General features: G+C 58.7%; 22 protein-coding genes. 5 read left to right on the top strand and 17 right to left on the bottom strand.

The genetic code is table 11. The features are described 5' to 3' along the window. Positions 1-160 precede the first annotated feature (160 nt). Positions 161-1,207 carry a Gfo/Idh/MocA family protein gene (locus tag C5L13_RS28070; protein ID WP_105386562.1) on the top strand — a complete coding sequence of 349 codons (1,047 nt, stop codon included), beginning with the start codon at positions 161-163 and terminating at the stop codon, positions 1,205-1,207. Positions 1,208-1,227: 20 nt separating this feature from the next. Here the strand turns inward: C5L13_RS28070 and C5L13_RS28065 are convergent, their stop codons facing one another. The 17 genes from C5L13_RS28065 to C5L13_RS27985 form a co-directional block, all read right to left on the bottom strand. After that, positions 1,228-2,070, bottom strand: a complete 843-nt coding sequence (locus C5L13_RS28065; protein ID WP_105386561.1) for a MurR/RpiR family transcriptional regulator — start codon at positions 2,068-2,070, stop codon at positions 1,228-1,230. A 72-nt stretch (positions 2,071-2,142) separates the two neighbouring features. Continuing rightward, positions 2,143-2,532, bottom strand: a complete 390-nt coding sequence (locus C5L13_RS28060) for a tautomerase family protein (protein ID WP_105386560.1) — start codon at positions 2,530-2,532, stop codon at positions 2,143-2,145. A 57-nt stretch (positions 2,533-2,589) separates the two neighbouring features. Next, complete coding sequence (iolB, locus tag C5L13_RS28055) at positions 2,590-3,399, bottom strand: 5-deoxy-glucuronate isomerase (protein ID WP_105386559.1); 810 nt, start codon at positions 3,397-3,399, stop codon at positions 2,590-2,592. A gap of 12 nt (positions 3,400-3,411) precedes the next feature. After that, entirely contained in the window at positions 3,412-4,329 is a 918-nt protein-coding gene (gene iolE, locus C5L13_RS28050) for a myo-inosose-2 dehydratase (RefSeq protein ID WP_105386558.1), read from the bottom strand. Between the two features lie 31 nt (positions 4,330-4,360). After that, a complete protein-coding gene (gene iolD, locus C5L13_RS28045; protein ID WP_105386557.1) occupies positions 4,361-6,196 on the bottom strand; it encodes a 3D-(3,5/4)-trihydroxycyclohexane-1,2-dione acylhydrolase (decyclizing) in 1,836 nt (611 codons plus the stop codon). Beyond that, positions 6,193-8,136: a bifunctional 5-dehydro-2-deoxygluconokinase/5-dehydro-2-deoxyphosphogluconate aldolase gene (locus C5L13_RS28040; RefSeq protein ID WP_105386556.1), complete on the bottom strand. Its 1,944-nt coding sequence runs from the start codon at positions 8,134-8,136 to the stop codon at positions 6,193-6,195. The genes iolD and C5L13_RS28040 overlap by 4 nt, the downstream gene beginning before the upstream one ends. A gap of 81 nt (positions 8,137-8,217) precedes the next feature. Continuing rightward, a complete protein-coding gene (locus tag C5L13_RS28035) occupies positions 8,218-9,003 on the bottom strand; it encodes a TIM barrel protein (protein WP_105386555.1) in 786 nt (261 codons plus the stop codon). 8 nt (positions 9,004-9,011) lie between these two features. Then, the gene (locus C5L13_RS28030; RefSeq protein WP_105386554.1) at positions 9,012-10,022 is read right to left on the bottom strand and encodes a Gfo/Idh/MocA family protein; all 1,011 of its coding nucleotides are present in this window, start codon (positions 10,020-10,022) and stop codon (positions 9,012-9,014) included. 11 nt (positions 10,023-10,033) lie between these two features. Next, a complete protein-coding gene (locus C5L13_RS28025) occupies positions 10,034-10,933 on the bottom strand; it encodes a sugar phosphate isomerase/epimerase family protein (RefSeq protein ID WP_105386553.1) in 900 nt (299 codons plus the stop codon). A gap of 92 nt (positions 10,934-11,025) precedes the next feature. Then, on the bottom strand, positions 11,026-11,949 hold the full coding sequence (locus C5L13_RS28020) for a substrate-binding domain-containing protein (RefSeq protein WP_105386552.1): 924 nt from the start codon (positions 11,947-11,949) through the stop codon (positions 11,026-11,028). Positions 11,950-12,034: 85 nt separating this feature from the next. Beyond that, positions 12,035-13,051: an ABC transporter permease gene (locus tag C5L13_RS28015; protein WP_105386551.1), complete on the bottom strand. Its 1,017-nt coding sequence runs from the start codon at positions 13,049-13,051 to the stop codon at positions 12,035-12,037. A 26-nt stretch (positions 13,052-13,077) separates the two neighbouring features. After that, positions 13,078-14,616: a sugar ABC transporter ATP-binding protein gene (locus tag C5L13_RS28010; protein WP_105386550.1), complete on the bottom strand. Its 1,539-nt coding sequence runs from the start codon at positions 14,614-14,616 to the stop codon at positions 13,078-13,080. Between the two features lie 67 nt (positions 14,617-14,683). Continuing rightward, positions 14,684-15,625 (bottom strand): sugar ABC transporter substrate-binding protein, encoded by a 942-nt coding sequence (locus tag C5L13_RS28005; protein WP_105386549.1) that lies wholly within the window; start codon positions 15,623-15,625, stop codon positions 14,684-14,686. 269 nt (positions 15,626-15,894) lie between these two features. Further along, the gene (locus C5L13_RS28000; protein ID WP_105386548.1) at positions 15,895-16,923 is read right to left on the bottom strand and encodes a LacI family DNA-binding transcriptional regulator; all 1,029 of its coding nucleotides are present in this window, start codon (positions 16,921-16,923) and stop codon (positions 15,895-15,897) included. A 374-nt stretch (positions 16,924-17,297) separates the two neighbouring features. After that, positions 17,298-18,095, bottom strand: coding sequence for a creatininase family protein (locus tag C5L13_RS27995; RefSeq protein ID WP_158693556.1), 798 nt, complete (start codon positions 18,093-18,095; stop codon positions 17,298-17,300). Between the two features lie 10 nt (positions 18,096-18,105). Then, positions 18,106-18,426 (bottom strand): MocE family 2Fe-2S type ferredoxin, encoded by a 321-nt coding sequence (locus C5L13_RS27990; RefSeq protein WP_105386546.1) that lies wholly within the window; start codon positions 18,424-18,426, stop codon positions 18,106-18,108. Positions 18,427-18,449: 23 nt separating this feature from the next. After that, the gene (locus C5L13_RS27985; RefSeq protein WP_105386545.1) at positions 18,450-19,544 is read right to left on the bottom strand and encodes a fatty acid desaturase; all 1,095 of its coding nucleotides are present in this window, start codon (positions 19,542-19,544) and stop codon (positions 18,450-18,452) included. 44 nt (positions 19,545-19,588) lie between these two features. Here C5L13_RS27985 and C5L13_RS27980 point away from each other — a divergent pair, with 44 nt between their 5' ends. The 4 genes from C5L13_RS27980 to C5L13_RS27965 all read left to right on the top strand — a co-directional run bounded on the left by C5L13_RS27980 (position 19,589) and on the right by C5L13_RS27965 (position 22,727). Then, positions 19,589-20,713 carry a LacI family DNA-binding transcriptional regulator gene (locus tag C5L13_RS27980; protein WP_158693555.1) on the top strand — a complete coding sequence of 375 codons (1,125 nt, stop codon included), beginning with the start codon at positions 19,589-19,591 and terminating at the stop codon, positions 20,711-20,713. Between the two features lie 137 nt (positions 20,714-20,850). Further along, the gene (locus C5L13_RS27975; RefSeq protein ID WP_105386543.1) at positions 20,851-21,528 is read left to right on the top strand and encodes an ATP-binding cassette domain-containing protein; all 678 of its coding nucleotides are present in this window, start codon (positions 20,851-20,853) and stop codon (positions 21,526-21,528) included. Positions 21,529-21,624: 96 nt separating this feature from the next. Continuing rightward, a complete protein-coding gene (locus C5L13_RS29650) occupies positions 21,625-21,810 on the top strand; it encodes a transposase (protein ID WP_407070485.1) in 186 nt (61 codons plus the stop codon). Positions 21,811-21,935: 125 nt separating this feature from the next. After that, positions 21,936-22,727, top strand: coding sequence for an IS3 family transposase (locus C5L13_RS27965; RefSeq protein ID WP_407070484.1), 792 nt, complete (start codon positions 21,936-21,938; stop codon positions 22,725-22,727). Positions 22,728-22,920: the final 193 nt, after the last annotated feature.

Here is a 22,920-nt window from a genome sequence, read left to right as displayed (position 1 = left end):
TACGCGTAGTCGAAGATCATCGCTTAGTGCCTGTGCCATCATCCACCTCTCCGCTGTGGATGTTGAATCAGCTTCGGCTCGCCCCGTCACCTCACAATCGATTCATCGATTACAGGACCTGCTCTAGCGGCGCTTACAGGTTATGGGAGGATAAAAAGACATGTCATTTCCGCAAACCCTACCCACCGCGCGGACGCTGTCCGCCATGGACGCCCCGCCGCTTCGCTGGGGCATTCTCGGCTCCGGCTGGATCGCCGCCAAGTTCACGGAATCGGTCAAGGCTCACACGCAGCAGGATATTGCCGCCGTCGGTTCGAGATCGCGTGCCGCGGCGGATGCATTCGCCACGCACTGGGGGATCGCGCGGGCCTATGACAGCTACGAATCACTCGTCACCGCCGACGATCTTGACGTCATCTATGTAGCAACGCCGCACAATCTGCACTATGAACATGTGCTTCTGGCGATCGAGGCGGGGAAACATGTGCTCGTCGAGAAACCTATGGCACTCAACTACGCACAGGCCGAAGGTATGGTCGAAGCCGCCCGCCGCAAGGGGGTGTTCTTCGCCGAAGCCCTGTGGACTTATTTCCTGCCGAAATTCGATGTATTCCAACAGGTGCTGGATACTGGAGCAATCGGAGACATCCTTTCTGTGTACACTGAGTACGGCGAATATCTCCCGCGCAATCACTGTATTTTCGACACACGCCTCGCCGGGGGACCGCTTCTCGACCTCGGCACCTATCCGGTCTCACTCCTGACAAAACTCCTTGGCGTGCCAAAGGAGGTCGTTGGCATCGGACAGACGGATTCCGCCGGCGTCAACGGGCAGCTGTCAGTCGTTCTCGCCAACGCCAGAGGAGCGCTCGGCACGATGTCGACTACGCTCTACGGCTTCACCTCGACGAACGCTGCCATCGTCGGAAGCCGTGGGTCCATCCGGTTCAACACGGAATTCCACCTGCCTGGCTCCTTCGAAGTCTGGTCATTGGACGGATCCACCCGGCTCCAATATGAGGAGCCCAGGGGCGCACATTTCGAGGGCCTCTACCATGAAGCTGCGGCCGTCGCATGGGCGGTTTCGGAAGGACAACTAGAAAGCGTCTGCCGGCCGCTGGATGCATCGCTTGAGACGATGGAAACACTCGATGCGATCCGGAAAGCTATCGATATAGGCTTCACCGAAGCGGGGCTGGTCGAATAAAAACTCGAAGAAGCGGCGGATTATATGGTGTTTGCTGCGTTCTGTCGGGTCTGTCGCGTGCAGATTGCCAAAGCTTCGCTGAGCGCGATCCCGGCCGTGGCGAGCAAAAGCCCATCGTGACCCGACTCGATCACTCTGAACCTGACCGAAGCGAGTTCCGACAATGGCGAAAAGTTGGAATCCATGAGTGCAACGACCGGAACTCCTCGACCCGATAGGGTCGACGCATGCACCATCGTTTCTTCAGCATAAGGCGCGCAACTGATGATGACCGCCGCATCATCAGGCGTTGCAAATGCGAGAACATCGTCACCGCCGATAATGTCCGTTAGCAGGGTCGAACGGATTTTCAATCGGGTCAGGCAATGTTGCAGCAGGGCAGCCATCGGAAAGGTGCCGCTCTGCGTAAGGATGAACACGCACTTGGCTGAGGAAAGAATTTCCGCTGCGGCTTTGATGTCGGCCACGCGGATTGTCTTGGACAAAGTTTCGAGCGAATGATGGCAGGCTTCTATCGTTTCATAAAATACCTGCGCTTCGCGTGCGACGCCTTCACGCCCTGGCTGTCGATGTCCAACGCTTTGGCTTGGCGCGATCTTTGCGCGCACGGCGTCCCGAAAAATCGCTTGTAGGGTGCTGAAGCCGTCATAGCCGAGAAACTGAGCGAAACGTATCAGGGTTGAAGGTGTTACCTGCGCCGCAGCCGCAATGGAGGCGACGGAGCCCAATGCGACCTCATCGGGATTGTCGAGAACGTGGCGCGCGACTTGGGCAAGACGCTTGGGAAACAGCGCGTGCTTGGTATTGATTGCAGACCGCAATGTCTCCAAGTCGCTTGGCGGCTGTACCTGTTCGCTGTTCATTCGCCCTTCCTCAGAGACATCGGGTTCGCATCGAGATGCTTGCCGGTGCGTATGACGATCCTCCGAAAAATCTCACAATTCACCCGTGACGAATTGCGCTACTCCGGCGCCGAAGGACCAATCCTCGTCAGTATTTTCCACGAAAGATGCCATGAGGTCAGACGCAGAAATCCCGCATTTTTCCTCCAATTGCGCGGCCAGGCCTTGATAGAATGCGAGCTTTTCCGCTCTCGGCCGAGGCCGCGAGACCACTTCGACAAGCACAAATTTCTGCGTTCGTTGAAACCCAAGGCCGGTATCCAGGGCGCAAAAGTGAGAGGCCTCGTGTTCGAAAACCAGTTGATAGCGGTCGCGTTCCGGCACCTTGAATGCAGACAGCATGACCTCATGCACCGTATCGAGTAACAGTCCAACTTCGGCTTCGGAGCGGCCTTTTTGTATGTGCAGTTTGATGAGGGGCAAGGGAGATCCTCTTAACCGTTGGCCGACAGCGTCCCTGAGGCACTCCGGGTCATTCACCTAGCGTGCATCACGATCCATGATCCATTGGACCGCTGGATCAGGAACGAAGCGCCAATTGCGCAAAGGGCCTGCCATGACGTTGAGGTAATACATTTCAAACCCGTAGGGCGCGCCACAGGGGTGATGACCGCGAGGGACGAGCACCACGTCGTGGTTTTTCACCGCGATCGTCTCGTCAAGCGAGCCGTCATCGGTATAGACCCGTTGCACGCCAAAACCCTGCTCCGGATTGAGCCGGTGATAGTAGGTTTCTTCGAGATAAGTGATCCGCGGGAAATCGTCCTCGTCGTGACGGTGGCTCGGATAGGAAGACCAGTTGCCGGCCGGCGTGAAGACCTCCGTCACCAGCAGGCTGTCGCAATAGTCCTCGGCCTCCATCGCGATGTTGTTGATGAAGCGCTGGTTGGCGCCCACCCCGCGCTCCGTGAGCTGAATGCCGTCCGGGCCAATGCGTCGTGCCTTGTGGCCACCCTTGCCGGGGGCAAGGCAGACGCCGACCGTGCAATCGGTCGTGGCGCGCGCTTCCCACTGCTCGCCATTCGGCACGTAGAGGCAATGGGGCGGGGTCTTTTCGAAGACGTTCATGCGTTCGCCCAGCTCGCCCCAGGCCTTACCGGCTGCGGTGAACTGGGCCTTGCCTTCGACCATGACCACGACCGCTTCCATGCCGCCGGTCGCTTCCCCGACGGTTTCGCCCTCCCGCAGGCGATAGAGGCTGAAGCCGACATAGCGCCAGCCCGCCGATTGCGGGGTAATCTCGTGGACCTTGCCATGACTGCCGAAAGGTCGGCGCCGGAGAATGCTCATCGCGCTTTTTCCTTATCCGGCTACTCTGGCCGCAGCCTTGTCCAGTCCGACATCGCGGGCGATCGACTTCAACGCCTTCAGACCCATGTTCTGATAGTGGAAGGGCTCGCGAACCGCGCTGTCCTGCTCGGCCTCGATCACCAGCCAGCCCGAATAGTCATGTTCGGCCGCGACCTTCAGCACCGGTGCGAAGTCGACGCAGCCTTCCGGATCGCCAGGAACCGTGAACACGCCCCGGCGCACGCCTTCGAGGAAGGATAGGCGTTCGGACCGGACCTGCTTCATGATCTCCGGACGGATGTTCTTGGCATGGATATGCGTCACGCGGCCCATGTACTTCTCCGCCACCTCTTCCGGGTTCGCACCGCCAAAGGTGCAATGGCCGGTGTCGAGCAGAAGACGGGTATAGGGACCGGCCATCGCCATGAAACGGTCGATGTCGGCAGCGCTTTCGATGATCGTGCCCATATGATGGTGGTAGCCCATCTTGACGCCCTGTTCGGCAGCATACTTGGAAAGCGCCTCATAACCTTCCGAGAAGCGCTTCCACTGTTCATCGTTCATGATCGGTCGGTTGTTGACCGGCGTGCCGTCGCTGCCGTGAACGGTGTTCGAGCATTCGCAAGCGTTGATATGGTCGCCACCGGCAGCCTTCGTCATGTCGATGAACTTCCGAAGCGCCGCCTTCTCGGTGGCAATGTCGTTCACCAGCAAGTTGGTTGAATGCCAGCCGCCGACGAAGCGCAGGCCGAACTCACCAAGCTTGTCCTTCAGGGCGCCGCCCTCATCTGGCATCTTGTGGCCTTTCTCGATGCCGTCGAACCCGATCTTGCGGCAATCCGACAGGCAATCCTCCAGCGTCAGATGCGCGCCGATCGTCTGGTCGTCGTCATTGGACCAGGCGATGGGGTTTGTTCCGTAAAGTATCATGGTTCGGTCCTTCCAGGCATTGCCGCGAGGGTTAGTTGATGCGTTGACGGGCCACGTTCGCCTCGTAATGGGCGCGGGCCTTCTTGAGTTTCTCGGTGTCGCCGACTTGCGGCACCGCGACGTCCCACCAGGCGCCGCCGATACCGGTTCCTGTTTCCGCTTCCGTGTCGATGACGATCACCGTGGGAGTGTCGCGGCTGCGCGCCGAGACGATCTCGGTTTCGAGCTGCGCGATGTCGGCGACCTTCACGGCATACGCGCCCATCGAACCCGCATGGGCGACGAAGTCGATCTCCGGCTGAGTTTCGACCTTGCAGTCCTTGTACATATTGTTGAACTCGGCGCCGCCGCATTCCTGCTGTAGGCGGTTGATGCAGCCATAGCCGCGATTGTCCGTCAGCACGATGGTGAAGGGCACGCGCAGCATGACGGCGGTCGCGAGTTCGGAATTGGCCATCATGTAGCTGCCGTCGCCGACGAAGCACACGACCTCCTTTTCCGGGGCCGCGAGCTTGATGCCGAAGGCGCCGGCAACCTCGTAGCCCATGCAGGAATAGCCATACTCCATGTGATAGCCGCCGGCGGCGGCCCGCCACAGCACTTGCAAGGCGCCGGGCATGGTGCCGGCCGCGCACATGGCAACCGTCTTCGGACCCGCGACCCGCTGCACCGCACCGATCACCTGGGCGTCGGAGGGCAGGAAATTCGGCTGCGGCGTTCCGGGAGCCGCTGTGACGGCATCAGTGGCCTTGAACCAGGCCTCGCGCGCGGCGAAATCTGGATCGGCAAAGCGGTGCGAGCCGAGTGCAGCGGAGATTCGTGACAGCGCTACCTTGGCGTCGGAGACCAGCGGGATGGCGCCGTGCTTGGCCGCGTCGTAGCCGGCGAGGTTGATAGAGACCAGCTTGCGGTTCGGATTGCTGAAGATTGTCCAGCTGCCGGTTGTGAAGTCCTGGAAGCGTGTGCCAACGCCAAAGATCAGATCGGCTTTAGCGGCGATCTTGTTGCCGCAATCGGTGCCGGTAACGCCCGGCGAGCCGAAGTTGAGTCTTTCCTGCCAGGCGATCGCGCCCTTGCCGGCCTGCGTCTCGACGATCGGGATATTATGCGCCCTGGCGAAGGCGAGCAGATCGCCTTCCGCGCCGGAATAGAGCACGCCGCCGCCGGCGACGATGACGGGGTTTGTGGAGGCCTTCAGCGCCGCGACGACATCGTCCACCTCTCGCGGATCAGGCTCCGGCCGGCGAATGCGCCAGGTCTTCGGCTCAAGGAAGCTTTCCGGCCAGTCGTGGGCTTCGGCCTGCACGTCCTGGCAGAATGCCAGCGTCACCGGGCCGCAATTTGCGGGATCGGTCATCACCTGCATCGCCCGCGGCAGGGCGGTCAGCAGGTGCTCGGGACGGGTGATGCGGTCGAAATAGCGGCTGACCGGGCGGAAGCAGTCCGTTACGGTGACTGTGCCGTCATCGAAATCCTCGATCTGCTGCAAAACCGGGTCCGGCCGGCGGTTGGCGAACACATCGCCGGGGACGAATAGCACGGGCAGGCGGTTCACATGAGCAAGCGCTGCAGCCGTCACCATGTTCGTCGCGCCCGGGCCGATGGACGAGGTGATCGCCATGGCCTTGCGGCGGCGCTTGGTCTTGGCATAGGCGATCGCCGCGTGGGCCATGGTTTGCTCGTTCTGGCCGCGCCAGGTGGGCAGATTATCGCCAATGCCATGCAGTGCCTCGCCGATGCCGGCGACGTTACCGTGGCCGAAGATCGCCCAGACGCCTTCGATAAAGCGTTCTCCATCCTCGCCCATCTGTACGGCCAGCCAGCGGAACATTGCCTGTGCGGCTGTAAGCCGAATGGTTCCCGTCATATCATACCCTCCTCAGCGACAGTTCCGCCCGCGTTATTGTCCTGGGCTGCTCCGCGCGCACTGTCCCAAATTGTGCAAAGCCGCCGATAGCGGTCGCTGATTTCTGCAACGGCCTCGGCCTCGTTGATCCTGCCGGCAAGCCAGTCGCGCGCCGCTTGGGCGAAGATTGTGCGACCGACCGCAAAGCCCTTCACCAGCGGGAAGGCAGCCGCAACCTTGAAGCTCGCGGCGAGTTCGGCCTCCGGCGCGTCGAGACCAAGCACCACGATCCCGCGGGTGTGCGGATCGTTTTCATTGATCGCAGCGCAAGCCTTTTCCCAGGCGGCACTGCTGGCCATCGGTTCAAGTTTCCACCAATCCGGATAGATACCGAGTTCGTAGAAGCGGCGGATCAGAGTGGCAGTCGTCTCGTCATCGACCGGGCCAACCTTGGATGGAATGATTTCCAGCAGGAATTCCAGCCGGTTGCGACGGGCCGCCGCGAAGAGCCGCTTGAGCGTTTCTTCCTGCGAAGCCTGCATAGTCGTATCATCGTCGGGATGGCAGAAGCACAAGACCTTGACGACGTTTTCAAGCGCCCACTCTTCAAGCCCGCCGAAGTCGGGGCCAAGTTCGGGTTCCAGCGTCAGCGGACGCGAGCCTGGCCACTCGACCGGGCGGCCGACCCAAAGACCAGTGCCTGACGCGGCATGAAGCGCCCGGCGCCCGAGACGGTTGTCGCAAAGGATTCCATAACCCGGACGACCCGCTTGGACCTTGAGGGCCGCCTTCAGGCACAGTTCCTTGAAATGGCCAATCTTTTCAGGCGTGGCGCCTACCATTGCCTCGAGCTGCATGCGGTGGTCGAAGGCGAAGACGCGCATGGTCGACCAGTCATTGTGCCGGTTGGTCGCCCAATGAATCTGTTCAAGTTCGATATCCTTGCGCAAAGCCTTGTCCTTGACGCCGCGCTCCAGGAAAAATCCGAGCTCTTCCCGTGACGGATAGGCGGGCGTGCAGCCATGGCGGCTGACGGCGAAGGCGCCGCAGGCATTGGCATACTGAAGCGCGCGTGGCCAAGGCGCATCTTCGAGCCAGCCCTTAATCAGGCCGGACATGAATCCGTCACCGGCGCCGAGAACGTTGAAAACCTCGATCGGATAGCCGGGGCCGCTTTCGCCCTCGTCGAGCGTATTCGGTATCGCATCGGTCAGGGCGACGGCACCGGCCGCGCCGCGCTTGCAGACGAGCGTGGCCTTCGAGACAGCACGCACGGCACGCAGGGCCTCGATCGTGTTCGTCGAGCCGCCGGCGATATGGAATTCCTCCTCCGTGCCGACGATCAGGTCGAAGAGGTGCAGCGTCGATTGCAACTTGGCTGTAACTGCCTGGCTTTCGACGAAGCGACTTTCGCCGTCCCCATGGCCGGCCACACCCCAGAGATTTGGTCGGTAATCAATGTCGAGCGCGGTTCGTGCACCGTGCTTGCGCGCGAGCAGCAGCGCCTTGAGCACGGCCTTTTCCGTGCGCGGATGGCTGAGATGGGTACCGGTCGCGACGACCGAGCGGGAACGGGCGATCAGCGCCGCGTCGATATCGTCTTCGCAGAGCGCCATGTCGGCGCAGTTCTCACGATAGAAGATCAACGGAAAGTGGTCCTCGTCGCGGATGCCGAGGAGCACGAGAGCCGTCAGCCGCTCGGGATCGGTCTTGACCCCGGTGACGTCGACGCCTTCGCGTGCAAGCTCCTCGCGAATGAAGCGGCCCATGTGCTCGTCGCCGACGCGGGTGATCAGCGCCGAGCGCAGGCCGAGACGGGCGGTGCCTGCAGCCATATTGGTCGGCGAACCGCCGATATATTTGTGAAACGACCCCATGTCTTCCAGACGGCCGCCGATCTGTGTCCCGTAAAGATCCACGGACGAGCGTCCGATCGTGATGACATCCAATGACTTGTTCATTTCTTCCTCCGGCACCTGGCTGCAATTGCCTAACGTGCATGCTGCCCGCGCCGCTCGAGGCGCAGGCAGCGGGTTGTCGGCTCAGACCTTGCCCGAGACGTAGCTGATGCTCTCGCGCACGGCAGCTTCCGGATAGTCCAGCGCATGCACTTCCTCGGCGAAGGGCTCGAAGCTGTAGGGGCCATCGAAGCCCGCGGCGATGAGCGCCTTGATCTGCGGAAGGTTCTCCAGCCGATCCTTGGCATCGACGAGCACTCGGTGAGCGTCGAGCATGTCGTCCACGGCGACCTTCGGATCGACGACGCCCGAGATGTGGACCAGACCCGTCCTTTTCGGGAAGAACTCTGTCTCGCCGGCCAGGTGATGATGGAAGGTATCGTGCACGAGTTTGTAGATGCCGCCGCCTTCAGCCGCGTCGATGGCGCGAAGCGCTGCCTTCTTGGTTCGCAGCGAGGAGATCGGGAAACCGAGGGGTTCGACCAGGCCTGTCAGTCCGCGCTCCTCGAGGACGGGCTTCATGGCCTTCAGCGCCGCGACGAGATCATCGAACGACACTTCCGTGCCATCGTTCAGCGGGCACATGACAAGCGCTTTGGCGCCGGAAGCGGTCGCATAGTCGGCGAGCGCCACGGCCTTCTTCGGCAATTCACCCGACCAGACGTTGAACGGGTAGAGCGCGTTGATCGAGATGATGGTGACGCCAGCGCTCTCGGCAGCCTGTCTGACCGCCTCGGGTTTCATCGTCCCGACGATATCGGGAAGGTCGTTGCGGATTTCGACTTCCGTCAGGCCCAGACTGCGGGCTGCCGCGAAGAACTGCTCAAGCGACAGCTTCGGCGCGGTGATGTGGTTGATGGCAAAACGCATTGAAGACCTCAGTTGTAGAGCGCAGGGCGAGTGGGAAGATTAATCGCGACTGCGGCGCCTTCTGCCTCCTGTGCGGCTACGCAGGCATCGGATGTGATTGCCGCCACATAACCGTCCCAGGAGTTCGGACCAGCCGCCGTGCCTTTGCCGGCAGCATTGATGAAGTCCTGCAACTCGACGTCGTAGCTGGCGATAAAGCGATCCTTCCAATCGGTGAGGATATCATTTTGAAGTTTGGCGCCGAGGCGTGACTGGATGGCCAGCGGCTCGGGCAGACTGGCAATGCCGTCTTCGCCGACGACCTCGCACTGAATGTCGTAGCCGTAGTGGCAGTTGACGAAGATTTCGACATCGATGATCGTGCCCTTGGCAGTCTCCAGAATGACAATCTGGGGATCCCTGAGCTTGGCATGACTGCGCGCTGCCGAACGGGGAAACAGCACACGAGCGGAAACGTAGTCATCATTCAACAGCCACCGGAGAACGTCGATTTCGTGAATCATCGTGTCGTGGATGGCCATCGGCGTAACATACTGCTCGGGGACGGCTGGGTTGCGATGGGCGGCATGCACCATGATCGGCGCACCGATCTTGGTATCCACAAACTGCTTCAGGGCGACATAACCCGCATCATATCTGCGCATGAAACCGACCTGTACAAGTCGCTTGCCATGCGCAACTTCGGCATCGACAATGCGCTTGGCGCCATCGGCGGTTGTCGCCAGAGGTTTTTCGCAGAAACATGGTTTGCCGGCAGCGATCGCCGCCAGCACATATTGTTCATGCGTGGCACCCCAAGAGGTTACAAGCACGGCGTCGACATCGGGTGAGGCAATCAATTCCTCACCGGTCGTGAAGATTGCAGCATCAGGCGCAACATCGCTCTTCACCGCTTCGGCCGAGGCGCGGTTCAAGTCACTCAACGCGACAACTGTCGCCCCGCCAAGAACCTGATTGATACGGCGGGCGTGGTCGCGGCCGATTGCACCGGTGCCGATGACACCTATTCTAACGGTCATTTTGGAAAGCCTCACTTTTGGTACTTTTGGATGTAATTGTTCATTTCACTGCACATGAACCGTCCGGACTCGTCCGCCTTTTCCTCCCAGGCGAAGACGCAGGAGGTCATAATGCCGTCGAAGCCGATTTCGGCGAGCGTGCCGAAGAAATCGTCCCAGGGAACTTCGCCTTGGCCGATATTGAGATGTTGGTGAACGCGCGCTTGGGTACCCGGCGGGTTGAGGATATAGCGAAGCCCCGAAGATGCCTTGTGATTGAAGGTATCGCCCACGTGAACGTGCGCGAGAACATCCTTGGCCTCGTACAGCATCGCCTTGGTATCGTCGCCGAAGTAGAAGGTGTGCGGCGCGCAGTAGAGGAACTTGACGTTCTTCGAATTCACCGTACGGATGATGTCGAGCGCGGGCTGCAAGGTCTCGCACCAGTCTTCAGGATGCGGCTCGACATGCAGGTTTATGCCTTCCCGCTCGAAGATTGGCACCAGCTCTTCCATCGAGCGCCACCAGGCATCTTCGCAGGCTTCGATCAACGAGCCGGTATGGCAGCAGTAGCAGGATCCCTTGTCCGGATGCGGGCCACGACCGAATTCGGAATTCATCGTGTCGACTTCCATCTCGACGGCGATCTCAATGGCACGCTTCCAATGCTTCACTGCCGCCTGCCGCTCGGTCTCGTCGTTGGACGCCCAGCGATACATTGGCAGGATCGAGGCAATTTTCACGTTCTCGGCGGCCAGCGCCTTCTTGAAGGATTTGATCCGGTCAGGGAAAACGCGCGGCGCCTTGAACCATTCCAAAAAATCTGCTCGCGGGCTGAGTTCGATCCACTCATAGCCAAGTTCACGGACCTTCCGTGGCAGCTCTTCAAGGCTAAGATGCCGATGCATAAACGGGTCGATGGCAATACGCATACGCTGTTTCCTTCATGTTGCAGTGATACGCCGTAAAAGGCGTCGATTGGTGGCCGCGGGATCCGGGAGGAGATCGACCGCGGCCGCAGCCGTCATTTCTGGTAGGCGGCCATGTTGTCGGGGGTGACAAGTTCGAACGGTACCCAAAGGGTCCGTTCGCTGGCCTGCTTTCCTGCCAACTTGACGGCCGTCTGGACCGCGGCTTCCCCCTGCTTCGTTGCGTTCTGAAAAACTGTCGCGTCGATATCTCCGGCCTTCATGGCGGCCAGACCATCTGGTGTGGCATCGATGCCGGTGATGACGACGTCGTTCATCGCCACGCCAGCCGCCTTTAAAGCCTGAGCCGCGCCGATGGCCATCTCGTCATTATTGGCAACCACCGCATCGAACTTCAGCCCAGCCGTCAGCCAGGAAGACACGAGGTCCTGCGCCTGTGTCCTGTTCCAGTTCGCTGTCTGTTTTTCGACGATCTCAATCCGGCAATCTCGTTGCGAAAAGACATCCTCGACATCCTTCGTACGCACAAGGGCTGCATGATTTTCAAGCGGCCCCATCAGAATAACGGCGCGACCTCTGCCACCCAGAAGCTTGCAGGCGGCTTTCGCCTCCATCGTACCGGATTCGAGTTCGTCGGAACCAATGAAGGCCGTGCCGTCCGGCAATCCCGTGTCGAGTTCCGCCGGCGGATGGTTGACGTAAACGAGCGGGATCTTCGCATCAGCTGCCGCCCGCGTGATTGCGGCCGTGGAGTCGCCGTCAACGGCATTCACGATGATCGCATCAGCCCCGTTGGCGATAAAGTTCTGGACCTGGTTGAGCTGCTTGGCGGGATCGAGTTGCGCATCCTCCGTCAGAAGTTCGACATTTCCCTGCCGCTTCGCTTCCTCGCGGATTCCGTTCAGCAGGATGGTCAGGAACGGATTGTCGAATGATGTCATGCTGACGGCAACGCGGGTCTGAGCCAGTGCAGGTACAGCCATCAGGCAAAGTGCGGTCGTTATCAGAAGCTGTCTCATTGCGGTTCTCACAAATCGAACTTGAATTTTTTGCGACGCATCAGGGTAAAAAGGGCCGGGCAACCGGCCATTTTTGCTCGCAAACTCAGGATTTCACACGCTTGCGCTGCCGGTATACATCCGCCACGACGGCTGCGACGATGATCACACCCTTGAGCATTTCCTGGTAATAGGCATCGAGGCGAAGGAAGGTGAAACCGGAAATGATGACGCCGAAGATGACCATACCGATCATCGTGCCGGGAATTGATCCGCGCCCGCCCGAGAGCGATACTCCGCCGATTACGGCCATCGCAATGGCATCGAGCTCATAACTGGTTCCCATACCCGCTTGTGCGGTCAGTCCCCGGGAAGCGACCACGATTCCTGCCAGTGCTGACAGGAGACCCGCAACCGCATAGACCTTGACCGTATGGCGTTCGACGTTGATCCCAGACACGCGTGCGGCCTGCCGGTTCGCGCCGATCGCATAGGTGAATTTGCCGTAGCGGGTGTAGCGTAGAACGATATGCATCACCGCTGCCACAGCCAGAAAGATAAGGACCGGCGCGAGACCCTTGCCTATCGCTGCAAAGCTGTCGGTTGGGAAGCTGATGGGCTGGCCCTTTGTGTACCACTTCGCGAACCCACGGGCCGTCACCATCATGCCAAGCGTTGCGATGAACGGAGGGATCCTGCTGTACGCGATTAGGAACCCATTGATCGCTCCACAGACGATTCCGACCAGCAGTCCCGCAACGACCGGTATCACGACGGGAAGATCAGTCAGGCCAGGATAAAGTGCCCTTGGGAACGAGCTTGCCTGCGCCAGACTCATCGAGATCATGGCTGTCGCACCGACGATCGAGCCGGAACTGAGATCGATGCCGTCGGAGATAATCACCTGAGTTACGCCAATCGCGATGATTCCGATCACCGACACTTGCAGGATCATGATCGCAAGGCGCTGCGTGTTCGCAAGAAAACTCTGTCCCTGCAGGATCCAGCCAAGGATCTCGAAGGTCAACGAAATGCCAACGAGCACGAGGAGAATCGTAAGTTCGGACGGCAGACGACGCCGTGACCGTGTCAGTTGCGGAATGGACTGGGTTGAGGTGTTCATGGTGCGTTTTCCTCCCATGGGCACGGCTAGCGCGCAGCAAGATCCATTATCTTGACTTGATTGGCCTCGGCGCGATCAAGGACCCCCGAGACATGGCCCTCATGCATGACGACGATGCGATCACTCATCCCGAGCACCTCCGGCAGCTCCGAGGAGATCATCAACACGGCGACGCCTTCGGCCGCGAGGGCCGTTATCAAGCGATGTATTTCCGACTTCGCCCCGACATCGATACCGCGCGTCGGCTCATCGAGAATGAGGATACGCGGTTTGGTCAGGAGCCAGCGCGCGATCAGCAGCTTTTGCTGGTTCCCACCCGACAGGTTCTCGACGGTCTCGTATAGATTTGGCGTTTTTACCCGAAGTTTTGCCGCCATCTCCTCGGCAAGCTTCGTCACAGTCGACTGATCCACAAATCCCGCATTTACATGGGAACGGGTAATCAAGGCGGACTGGATGTTTTCCAGGCAGTTCAGGATCAGGAAGCAGCCGGTTTCCTTGCGATCCTCGGTAAGAAAGGCGAAGCCGTGGGACATTGCGGCGCTGGGGCTATCGATCGTAACCGGCTTGCCGTTGACCAGAATCTCACCCGAAGCCGCAGGCGTTACCCCGAACAGAGCTTCCGCCACGTTGGAACGCTTCGAGCCCACCAAGCCGGCCAGCCCTAGAATTTCCCCCCGTCTGAGGGAAAAGGAGATGTCGTAAAAAACACCAGGGATATTGAGGTTCTTGACTTCCAGAACGACGTCGCCAATCGGGCAGTCGATTTTCGGAAACATGTCGGTGATTTCACGTCCGACCATCATGCGGATGATGTCGTCGCGCGTTACATCCTTGGAAGAATGGGTCCCAACATATTTCCCGTCACGGAAAACCGTGAATTCGTCGGCAATCTCGAAGAGCTCATTCATCTTATGGGTGATGTAGACGATACCTATTCCCCGCTCCCGCAGATCGCGAATAATAGAGAAGAGGTGCTCCACCTCCCGATCCGTCAGGGCCGATGTGGGTTCGTCCATGATGAGGACAGAGGATTCGTAGCTGACTGCGCGCGCGATCTCGACCATCTGTTTTTGAGCGACTGTCAATTCGGACACTTGAGCTCGCGGATCAAGCACGATGTTCAGGCGAGCAAAAAGCTCCTCGGTCATCGTCACCATCTTGGAATGGTCGATGAGTCCAAAGCTGTTCTTGGGCTCGCGTCTGATCCAGATGTTCTCGGCCACCGTCATCCAGTTCATCAGCTGGAGCTCCTGATGGATCATCGCGATCCCCTGCTCCAGGGCGTCAAGCGGCGACTTCAGCACTGTCGGGATACCGCGAAGACGTATTTCACCAGCGTCTGGCTGGTATATCCCGGCTATGATTTTCATCAGTGTCGATTTGCCGGCCCCGTTTTCACCCATCAATGCGTGAACCGTTCCGGGCCTGATGCGAAGCTGGACGTTGTCAAGCGCCAAAACGCCCGGGAACTCTTTGCGAATCCCCTCGATTGCAAGCAGGCCATCGGCCTCCGTGGCCTCGAGTACGCGCTTGATAGCCGCCGCTGTGCCGGGACTTACCATGGCTTATCCTCCGTCGCTCGGAATCGAAGGAGGCGGCATAGTCGCCTCCTTCGGAGTTATGAGCTGTTTAGTTCTTGGCCTGGTAGTCTTTGAGATTTGCCGGGGTAACGAGTTCGAACGGGACGTAACCCTTCTTCTCGATCTTCTCGCCACGCACGATCTTCAGGGCCGCGTCTACAGCGCCCTTGCCCTGTCCCGCAGCGTTCTGGAAGACCGTCACATCGAGGTCGCCCGCGGCCATGGCAGCCAGCGCATCCTGAGTGGCATCCACGCCGGAGACAATCACGTCTTTCATATCCTTGCCGGCAGCTTTCAGCGCCTGGATCGCGCCAATTGCCATCTCATCGTTGTTGGCTATGACGGCATCAAACTGCACGCCGGCAGATAGCCAGTTGGTCATCAGGTCGGCGCCCTGCGTGCGCGACCAGTTGGCGGTCTGCTCCTCAACGATCTTGATGAAACTGCACTCAGGTGTCGCAATCACGTCCTTGATGTCCTGCGTGCGCATGCGGGCAGCTTGGTTGGAGAGCTCGCCCATCATCACGACGGCCTTCGCCTCTTTCTTCCCAGCCGCCTTCAGAAGGCGGCAAACTTCCTTGGTTTCGAGCGTTCCGGATTCTTTTTCGTCGGAAGCCACAAAAGCCTGCTTTTCGGGAAGCTGGTCCACGTTTACTGGCTGACGGTTGACGTAAATCAACGGAATACCTGCTGCATCGGCAGCTTGCGAGATCGCAACTGTGGCGTCGGTATCAACGGGATTGACGATAATGGCGTCCACGCCGGAGGCGACAAAGTTCTGGACCTGACTGAGTTGCTTCCCAACGTCGTTTTGCGCATCCTCGATCTGCAACACGACACCCTTTTGCGTCTTGGCGTAGTCGGTCATACCGTTCCGCAGAACGGTCAGAAAATTGTCGTCGAAGAGTGCCATTGAGACGCCGATGGTTTCCGCCGAAGCAGACGTCGCCAGCATCGATGCGAACGCGGCAATAATCACGTGCCTTTTCATTTTTCATTCTCCTCCACAGTTTGTGACATTTTGACTGCGGGCCAAAACCCAGGTCAGCCATTTGGCAACAAGATTTCGCTGACGAAGATCAATGATCTCCATCATCCGTTAGTCAGGATTTAAGGTATCCCGGTGGGGCAGCCTCCTGTCTCCACCACCCGGCAGGAGAATTTCCTAGTGGAGGGCCGTCGTCAACGTCTCTTGACGGCTACAGCCTATCAGTGCTGATAGAAACCATGCGGCTAGGCATGATTGATTACATCAAACCATCACAGACTCTCAGGCACCCAAAGCTGTGCGGGCAGGAAACGTTGTCCCGGCGTTTCTGCCATGCCTTGTTCGATCGTATGAACCATGGTGGTAATAAGATCAGCGCATAGTTCACGCAGTGGCGTCTGAAATACCCCGGTGATGCGCCGTTCAAGCAGCGCCTGCCGTGATTCTGGCGTCAGTTCATTGACAAGGCAGCCGATCTTTTCACCTTTGTTGGCTTCCTGCAAAGCTTCGATCGCACCTTCCATCCCGCCCCCGATGCAGTAAACACCCACTAGGTCATCATGGCGAGAAACGGCGTCCATCAGCAATTCATACGTCAAGCGGCGGGTTTCAAGGTTGATTAGCGCGTCCAGTACCTCGAACTCGGGAGCGTATTCCCGCATGTAACTGCGAAATCCCGTCTCGCGTAGCGAATGTCCGTGAAACCGGTGACCACCGAGAAGCAGGAGCAGTTTGCCGGGTGAATGCGACAGCTTGGACAGCAGCCATGCGGCGGTCCGGCCCACTTTCATGTTGTTCGTTCCGAGATATGCCTCTCGCACGCCTTGGGCAAAGTCCGAAAGCAGCGAGAACGTCGGAATACCCTTGGATTTGAGAGCGCTTACCGCCGATGTGACGTCATGATGGTCTGGTCCGATAGCACCAACTGCTTGTACCTTTCCCTTCATACCAAGAAGCAGCTCCGAAATCTCCCCGGGCTCACCGGACTTAGCAAACTGGACATGCACTTGAAGACGCCGATCCTTGATTGCACGTGCGGCGGCCTGCAGCTCTTCGGCAAATTCCTGATAGAACGCGTGACGTTCTTTGCGTAAAACAACGCCGAGATTATAGGAGGGCAGGTCTGCCAGCATGCGTTGCCGAATGATATTTGTGCCATGAAATCCGATCTGCTCAGCAGCAGCGAATACTCTCTTTGACGTTTCCTCCCTTACCGGGAGTCGAGCATTCAAGACCCGATCGACAGTTGCAACGCTAACGCCCGCCGCTACCGCGACATCCGCAATCGTGGGACGCTTCATTGATGCCACCTCCAGGATAGGTTTTTTCACATGGTGAAATAGACTGTCATGAAGACTGAGAGAAACCAATCAGCAAAGCAAAAAATCTGTCCTCGCCCCAGCTGCGGAGGGGCAGGGATCTCTGGGGTGCGGAGTCTGGAAGCGTGAGGTCAGGCCGACGATCTGCCGGGTCGAATCGCGCAACTACGCCGCATAGTCCTCGTGGACACGGCGATCGGTGGAATGGTCCCGCAATTGGAACTGACCAACGATTGCCATGAGCTTTTCAGCCTCATAGCGGATCGCAGCGTTGGTTCTTTTAGCATAGCGGCACTGCGCCGCGTCATCTGATCCATTTCGTTGTCGCGAACGGGTCCTCAGCGCGATGGCTACGTTCAGGGGTTGTTGGTCTTCCACTGCGCGCGGCGGCGGTCAATTCCTTCCCAGACCCCTGCCGTGGCCTCCATCGGGATGAAGTCGGGCGTTTCTTCCGTGAACCGGAACGCGTCGGTTGCTGCCCGGAGCGTGTCGAGAGAAGTATCAAGGATACAACGCCCTTCCTCCGCAGTCGCTTCTTCCACATCAGGGTTCTGGGCGAAACGGCCCAACGGGTGTGTGTCGACGCACTCGGCCCGGTCGAGCGCGACCAGATCTGGCCGGATCGCCAGAAGCTGCGACAGCTCGTATCGACCCGCATGGTCGCCCACGAATTTTCCGGTCACGAGCTCGGGATCGGTCCTGACAAAATGTTGAATAGGAAACGCCTCAGCGAAGGCCTCCGCAGTCATCCTGAGGTCGTCCTGGCTGCCATGGTGGCCACTCACGACCACGACCGCCTGAAACCCAGCGTTCCGGAAGGCCCGAAACTGATAAAGCAACGTTTCGAGCAGCAGATGGGGCGGCAGCGCCGCTAGCCGGGGGTTCACCCCACCCATGACTTCCTCGAGCCATGGCGCGTGATATCCGGTTTCGTGGGTGTGGTAGGCCATTGTCGGTGCGACGACGCCACCGAACCGGTCGGCAGCCTGGTCGCATAGCCAGTCGGCCTTGATGGTGTCGAGGCCGAAGGGGGCGATATGGCCATGTGGCTCGCATAGCCCCATCGGGAGATAGACGATCGGCCGCTGCCTCTGTCGTGCAAGGAATTCTTGCGGCTTGAGGAACTCCCACCTGACATGTTCCTTGAAGATCATGTTCCCGTCCTCAGTCGCCGATTTCGATGAAGACGTCGCCGCCGTCGACGCGCGTCGCATAGGTTCTCAGGTTCACGCAGACCGGCGCGCCTTTGGCGGCGCCCGTCCTGTAGTCGAACCTGCCATTATGCTTGGGACACTCCACGATATTGTCCATCACCAATCCGTCGGCGAGGTGCACGCGTTCATGCGTGCACAGGCCGTCGGTGGCGAAGAACTCGTCGTCAGGACTGCGGTAGATGGCGTAGGTGGACCCAGCATGGTCGAAGCGGATCACATCTTCCTCGTCGACGTCGCTAGTGGCACAGGCCCTTACCCAGATCTTGCTCATTATGTCTCCTCCTGTGGTATCGATTATTCGGCCGGAGCGGGGGCGGCCGAGAACGCCGGCTGGACGCGGGACGCCTTGACCGGGGGCAGTGTGCGGCTCGTGAAATATCCCGGATCGTGCGCCTGCCGCCACAGGACGGGAAGGACTTCGCGCGAGACGTCGACCAGGCCCGTGTAGGTGTAGGGGAGCTCCTCCTTAATCATCTTATGGAGGACCGGAAGGTTGTAATACGGGATCGACGGGTAGATGTGATGTTCGATATGGTAGTTCAGGTTCGCGTAAAGAAATTCGAACACCGGATTCATCGTAAATGTCCGGGTGTTGAGACGGTGGTCGTAGGAGTCCTCGGCAAGGCCGGCATGCTGGGACAGGAAACCGAAGTAGTTCAGCCAGTTTGCATAGAAGCGCGGACCCCAGATAAAGAGCAGCGGTACGATGGAACCGATCGCGACGCACCAGGCGATGACGCCAAGTATGCAGGCGAGATAGAATCGCGAAGACCAGAACATTTTTTTCCACTCGGTCTTCGGGACATAGTGCGAGGCGTCGTGCGTCACGACACCGAAGGCATGCGGAATGATGGCCTTCAGCTCGCCCTTGGCCTGCATGATGAAGAAGAAGTCGGCGGCGATGCGCAGAAGGTCGGCGGGTCGGGTTACCAGGATTTCCGGATCAAGCCCGACATGGATAGTGTCGGTATGATGCCGGGTGTGTCGCCAGCGCCAGTCGATTGGTTCCTTGAGTGTCATGAACAGGCACAGATTGCAGAAGATCGCGTTCAGCCAGCGTGACTTGAAGGTCGCGCCGTGGCCAAGATCATGCGAACGTGGGTCGCAGGAGCTGTAGATCGTGCCGTAAAGGAGGAACGCAGGAACCGCCCACCATGTGCCGAGCGTGAAAAATGCCAGCACTCCAGTGCCAACCAGCAGCGTTAGCCACAAGAGATAGTTGAACAGCGGCTTGCGATCCTGACGCTGCATCAACTGCTTGAGTTCCCTGCGCTTGATATCAGGCATCCACCAGGTCTGGTCTCCGCTTGGCTCAGCGACGGAGAGATCGGTATTGGCCGAGAAGTCGGCCGACAGCGAGTATTTCTCGGGTACTTTCTTGAACAGCATCTCTGCTTCCTCCCAAATCTGTTGAGACCATTGTAAGAAAGCTGGTGACACGTCTCAATATTGCCGCTACAAAACGCATCATTTGGCGCATAAATGCGGATCACGAAGGATCAAAAAGGATCATGGGCATGCAGCGCGTGACGATTATGGATCTCGCTCGGGCCGCGGGCGTGAGCCGGGCGACGGTGAACCGTGCGCTCGGAGACAGGTCAACTGTCAAGCACGAGACGATCGAGCACATTCTGGAGGTGGCAGAGCAGATCGGGTTCTATGGGACGAAGGCGATCCGGAATCGGATGAAGCAGCGCACCACCCAAATGACACTCGGCATTCTGCTCCAGCAGCGATCCATGCCGTTCCATGCCGAACTCGGCATGAAGTTCGAGGCGTTCGCCGAAAGTTGTGAGGAAGAAGATCTCACCGTAAAGGTCGAGCATATGGAAGAGCTGAGTCCCAGTCTTGTTGCAAAGCGCCTCCGTACGCTTGGCGAAGAATGCGACGCTATCGCCGTGGCAACCGCTGACCATCCCCAGGTAGATGCCGCGATCCAATACCTTTCGGACCTCGGAAAGCCGGTTTTCACCGTCATTTCGGACTTAGGGAGTCGCGCCAAGGCTGGATATGTGGGGATCGACAACAGGCGTCTGGGACGTGCGGCCGGGTGGTATGTGTGCAACCTCATCAAGCCCGGCAACGACGTCGCCATGCTTGTTGGTACCCATCGACATTTTTGCCAGGAGCAGCGGGAGATGGGCTTTCGCTCCTATTTGCGGGAGCATGATCCCAGCGTAAACGTCAGCGAGAACCTGACTTTTGAGTCGGACCAAGGCGCGTACGAGGCAACTCTCGACATCGTCGCTAACAGCAAAAAGCTGGGCGCGATCTTTGTCGTGGGCGGTGGCATACGCGGAGCATTAAAGGCGCTTGCAGAGGTTAAGGAAAAAGATCGGCCAGTCATCGTCAGCGTCGAGCTCACGGACGAAACCCGCGAGGCGCTGCTGTCGGGTGCGTTGACCGTCGTGCTTGCACACCCCGTGGAAGAGATCGCCGGAGCATTGACGAAGTCAATGGTCCAGGTCCTACGAGGCGAGCGCAGCGCCCTTCCCGTAAACACTGTGCTCCCCTTCCTAACCGCTATCTCTGAGCAGTCAGACCCTCGCGCGCCATGAGCCTAAATGATCCCGTTTGTCCTCATGCTTGAGCCTAATGCAACGTTCTGAGTGAGGCATATTGCGCATTAGGTGATCCTTCCATTACGGTCCATCCTACGAAATCGGACCATGCGCTTTGGGAGGAGAGCATCACGATGGAGGAAGCTCTACAGACTTATATCCTAGAAATGCGAGGCATCACCAAGCGTTTCCCGGGCGTCCTCGCTCTCCACGATGTAAGTCTCAGCGTCCGTCCCTCAACGGTGCATGTGCTCATCGGCGAAAATGGCGCCGGCAAGTCGACGCTCATGAACATCCTGAGCGGCAGCTATTCGATCGACGAAGGCGAGGTGTACTTCAAGGGCCGCCAGCTCGATCACATGGACACCAAGGCGACGCTCCAGACTGGCATCTCCATGATCAGGCAGGAGCTTAGCCCAGTCCCGGCGATGACCGTCGCCGAGAACATCTTCCTCGGTCGGGAGCCAATGCACGGCCCCTTCCAGATGTTTGTCGACTTCGACAAGATGTACGCCGACACCCAGAAATTACTCGACGGCCTCGGGTTGAAGTTGAGCGGGCGTGCGGTGATGAGCGAGCTGAGCATCGCCTCCCAGCAACTCATCGAGATCACCAAGGCGATTTCCCGGGACGCTTCGCTCATCATCATGGATGAGCCGACGTCGGCGATCAGCGACCGGGAGGTTATCCGAATTACTATCGAATGCAATCCGCCAGAACGTCATCTTCAAAAATTCAGGGTAAGAGGTAGCGTTGGGCGACACTCTTCTTACATAGGCCTTAAAATCAAATCGATGCCCATCTCGTTCTGAGTGGCATTTGATCTTTGATCTGAACCCTTCAAACTGGACCAGTTTTGGTTAGAGTTTTCCGGTGCATTTTCCTGGCTTGGAAAGGAACGGAAGACGATGAAGGCATCGCAGTTTTCGGACGCACAAAAGGCGTTCATTTTGAAACAGGGTGATGAAGGTGTGCCGGTGGCGGAGATCTGCCGGAAGGCGGGAATTAGCCCAGGCGACCTATTTCAACTGGAAGAAAAAATACGCCGGCATGTTGCCGCCGGAGATGAAGAAGCTGAAGCAACTCGAGGATGAGAATGCGCGGTTGAAGAAGATCGTCGCGGATCTAACGCTGGACCGGGAGATGCTGCAGGACGTCATTCGGCGAAAGCTCTAAGGCCTGCTCGCAAGCGAGAGGTGGTGAAGGGTATGTGCCGCGATTGGATGATCTCGATCCGGCCTGCCTGTGGGGGCTGAACTTTGATCGTTCGACCTACCATTACACCTCTCGCCGTGCCGGTCAGGCCGGCTTGGAACGTCGTATTCGAGAGATCTGCGAGACGCGTGTCCGTTACGGCTATCGTCGTGTGCATGTGCTGTTGGAACGCGAGGGTTGGGGCACCAACATCAAGCGAACCTATCGCATTTACAAGGACTTGGGTCTTCAACTGCGCAACAAGACGCCGAAGCGGCGTGTCAAAGCCAAGCTGCGGGAGGATCGGCAAATGGCAGTCGGCCCGAACGATGTCTGGGCTATGGACTTTGTTCACGATCAACTCGCGACTGGGAAGAAGCTGCGCGTCTTGACGGTGGTCGATACCTTCTCGCGTTACGTACCGGTGCTTGATCCACGTCACAGCTATCGCGGTGAAGATGTCGTGCAAACCCTGGAACGAGTATGCCGGAAAGTTGGCTATCCGAAGACGATCAGGGTGGATCAGGGGACTGAGTTCGTGTCTCGCGATCTTGACCTTTGGGCCTATGCCAAAGGCGTCACCTTGGACTTCTCACGCCCCGGCAAACCGACCGACAATGCGTTCATTGAAGCGTTCAATGGCCGCTTCCGCGCCGAATGTCTGAACCAGCACTGGTTCCTGACCCTTGCGGATGCCCGCGAAAAGATGGAGGATTGGCGTAGAGAGTATAATGAGTTTCGGCCACATGGTGCGATCGGCAACAAGGTGCCGATCTCTTTGGTGAATTCGGGAGGCGCAACCAGCCCGCCTTCCTGAATGAAGCCGGAAAACTCTAGCCTCCGCTGGTCCAAGCATTGGGGGCGGATCAAAAACGCCGGGGCTCTAGAGCAGGTCCTGTAATCGATGAATCGATTGTGAGGTGACGGGGCGAGCCGAAGCTGATTCAACATCCACAGCGGAGAGGTGGATGATGGCACAGGCACTAAGCGATGATCTTCGACTACGCGTA

Origin of the sequence: Neorhizobium alkalisoli (assembly GCF_002968635.1) — a bacterium.
GTDB lineage: Bacteria > Pseudomonadota > Alphaproteobacteria > Rhizobiales > Rhizobiaceae > Neorhizobium > Neorhizobium alkalisoli.
The sequence above is the reverse complement of the archived record's forward strand: the minus strand, read 5'-3'. Positions and strand labels throughout refer to the sequence as shown.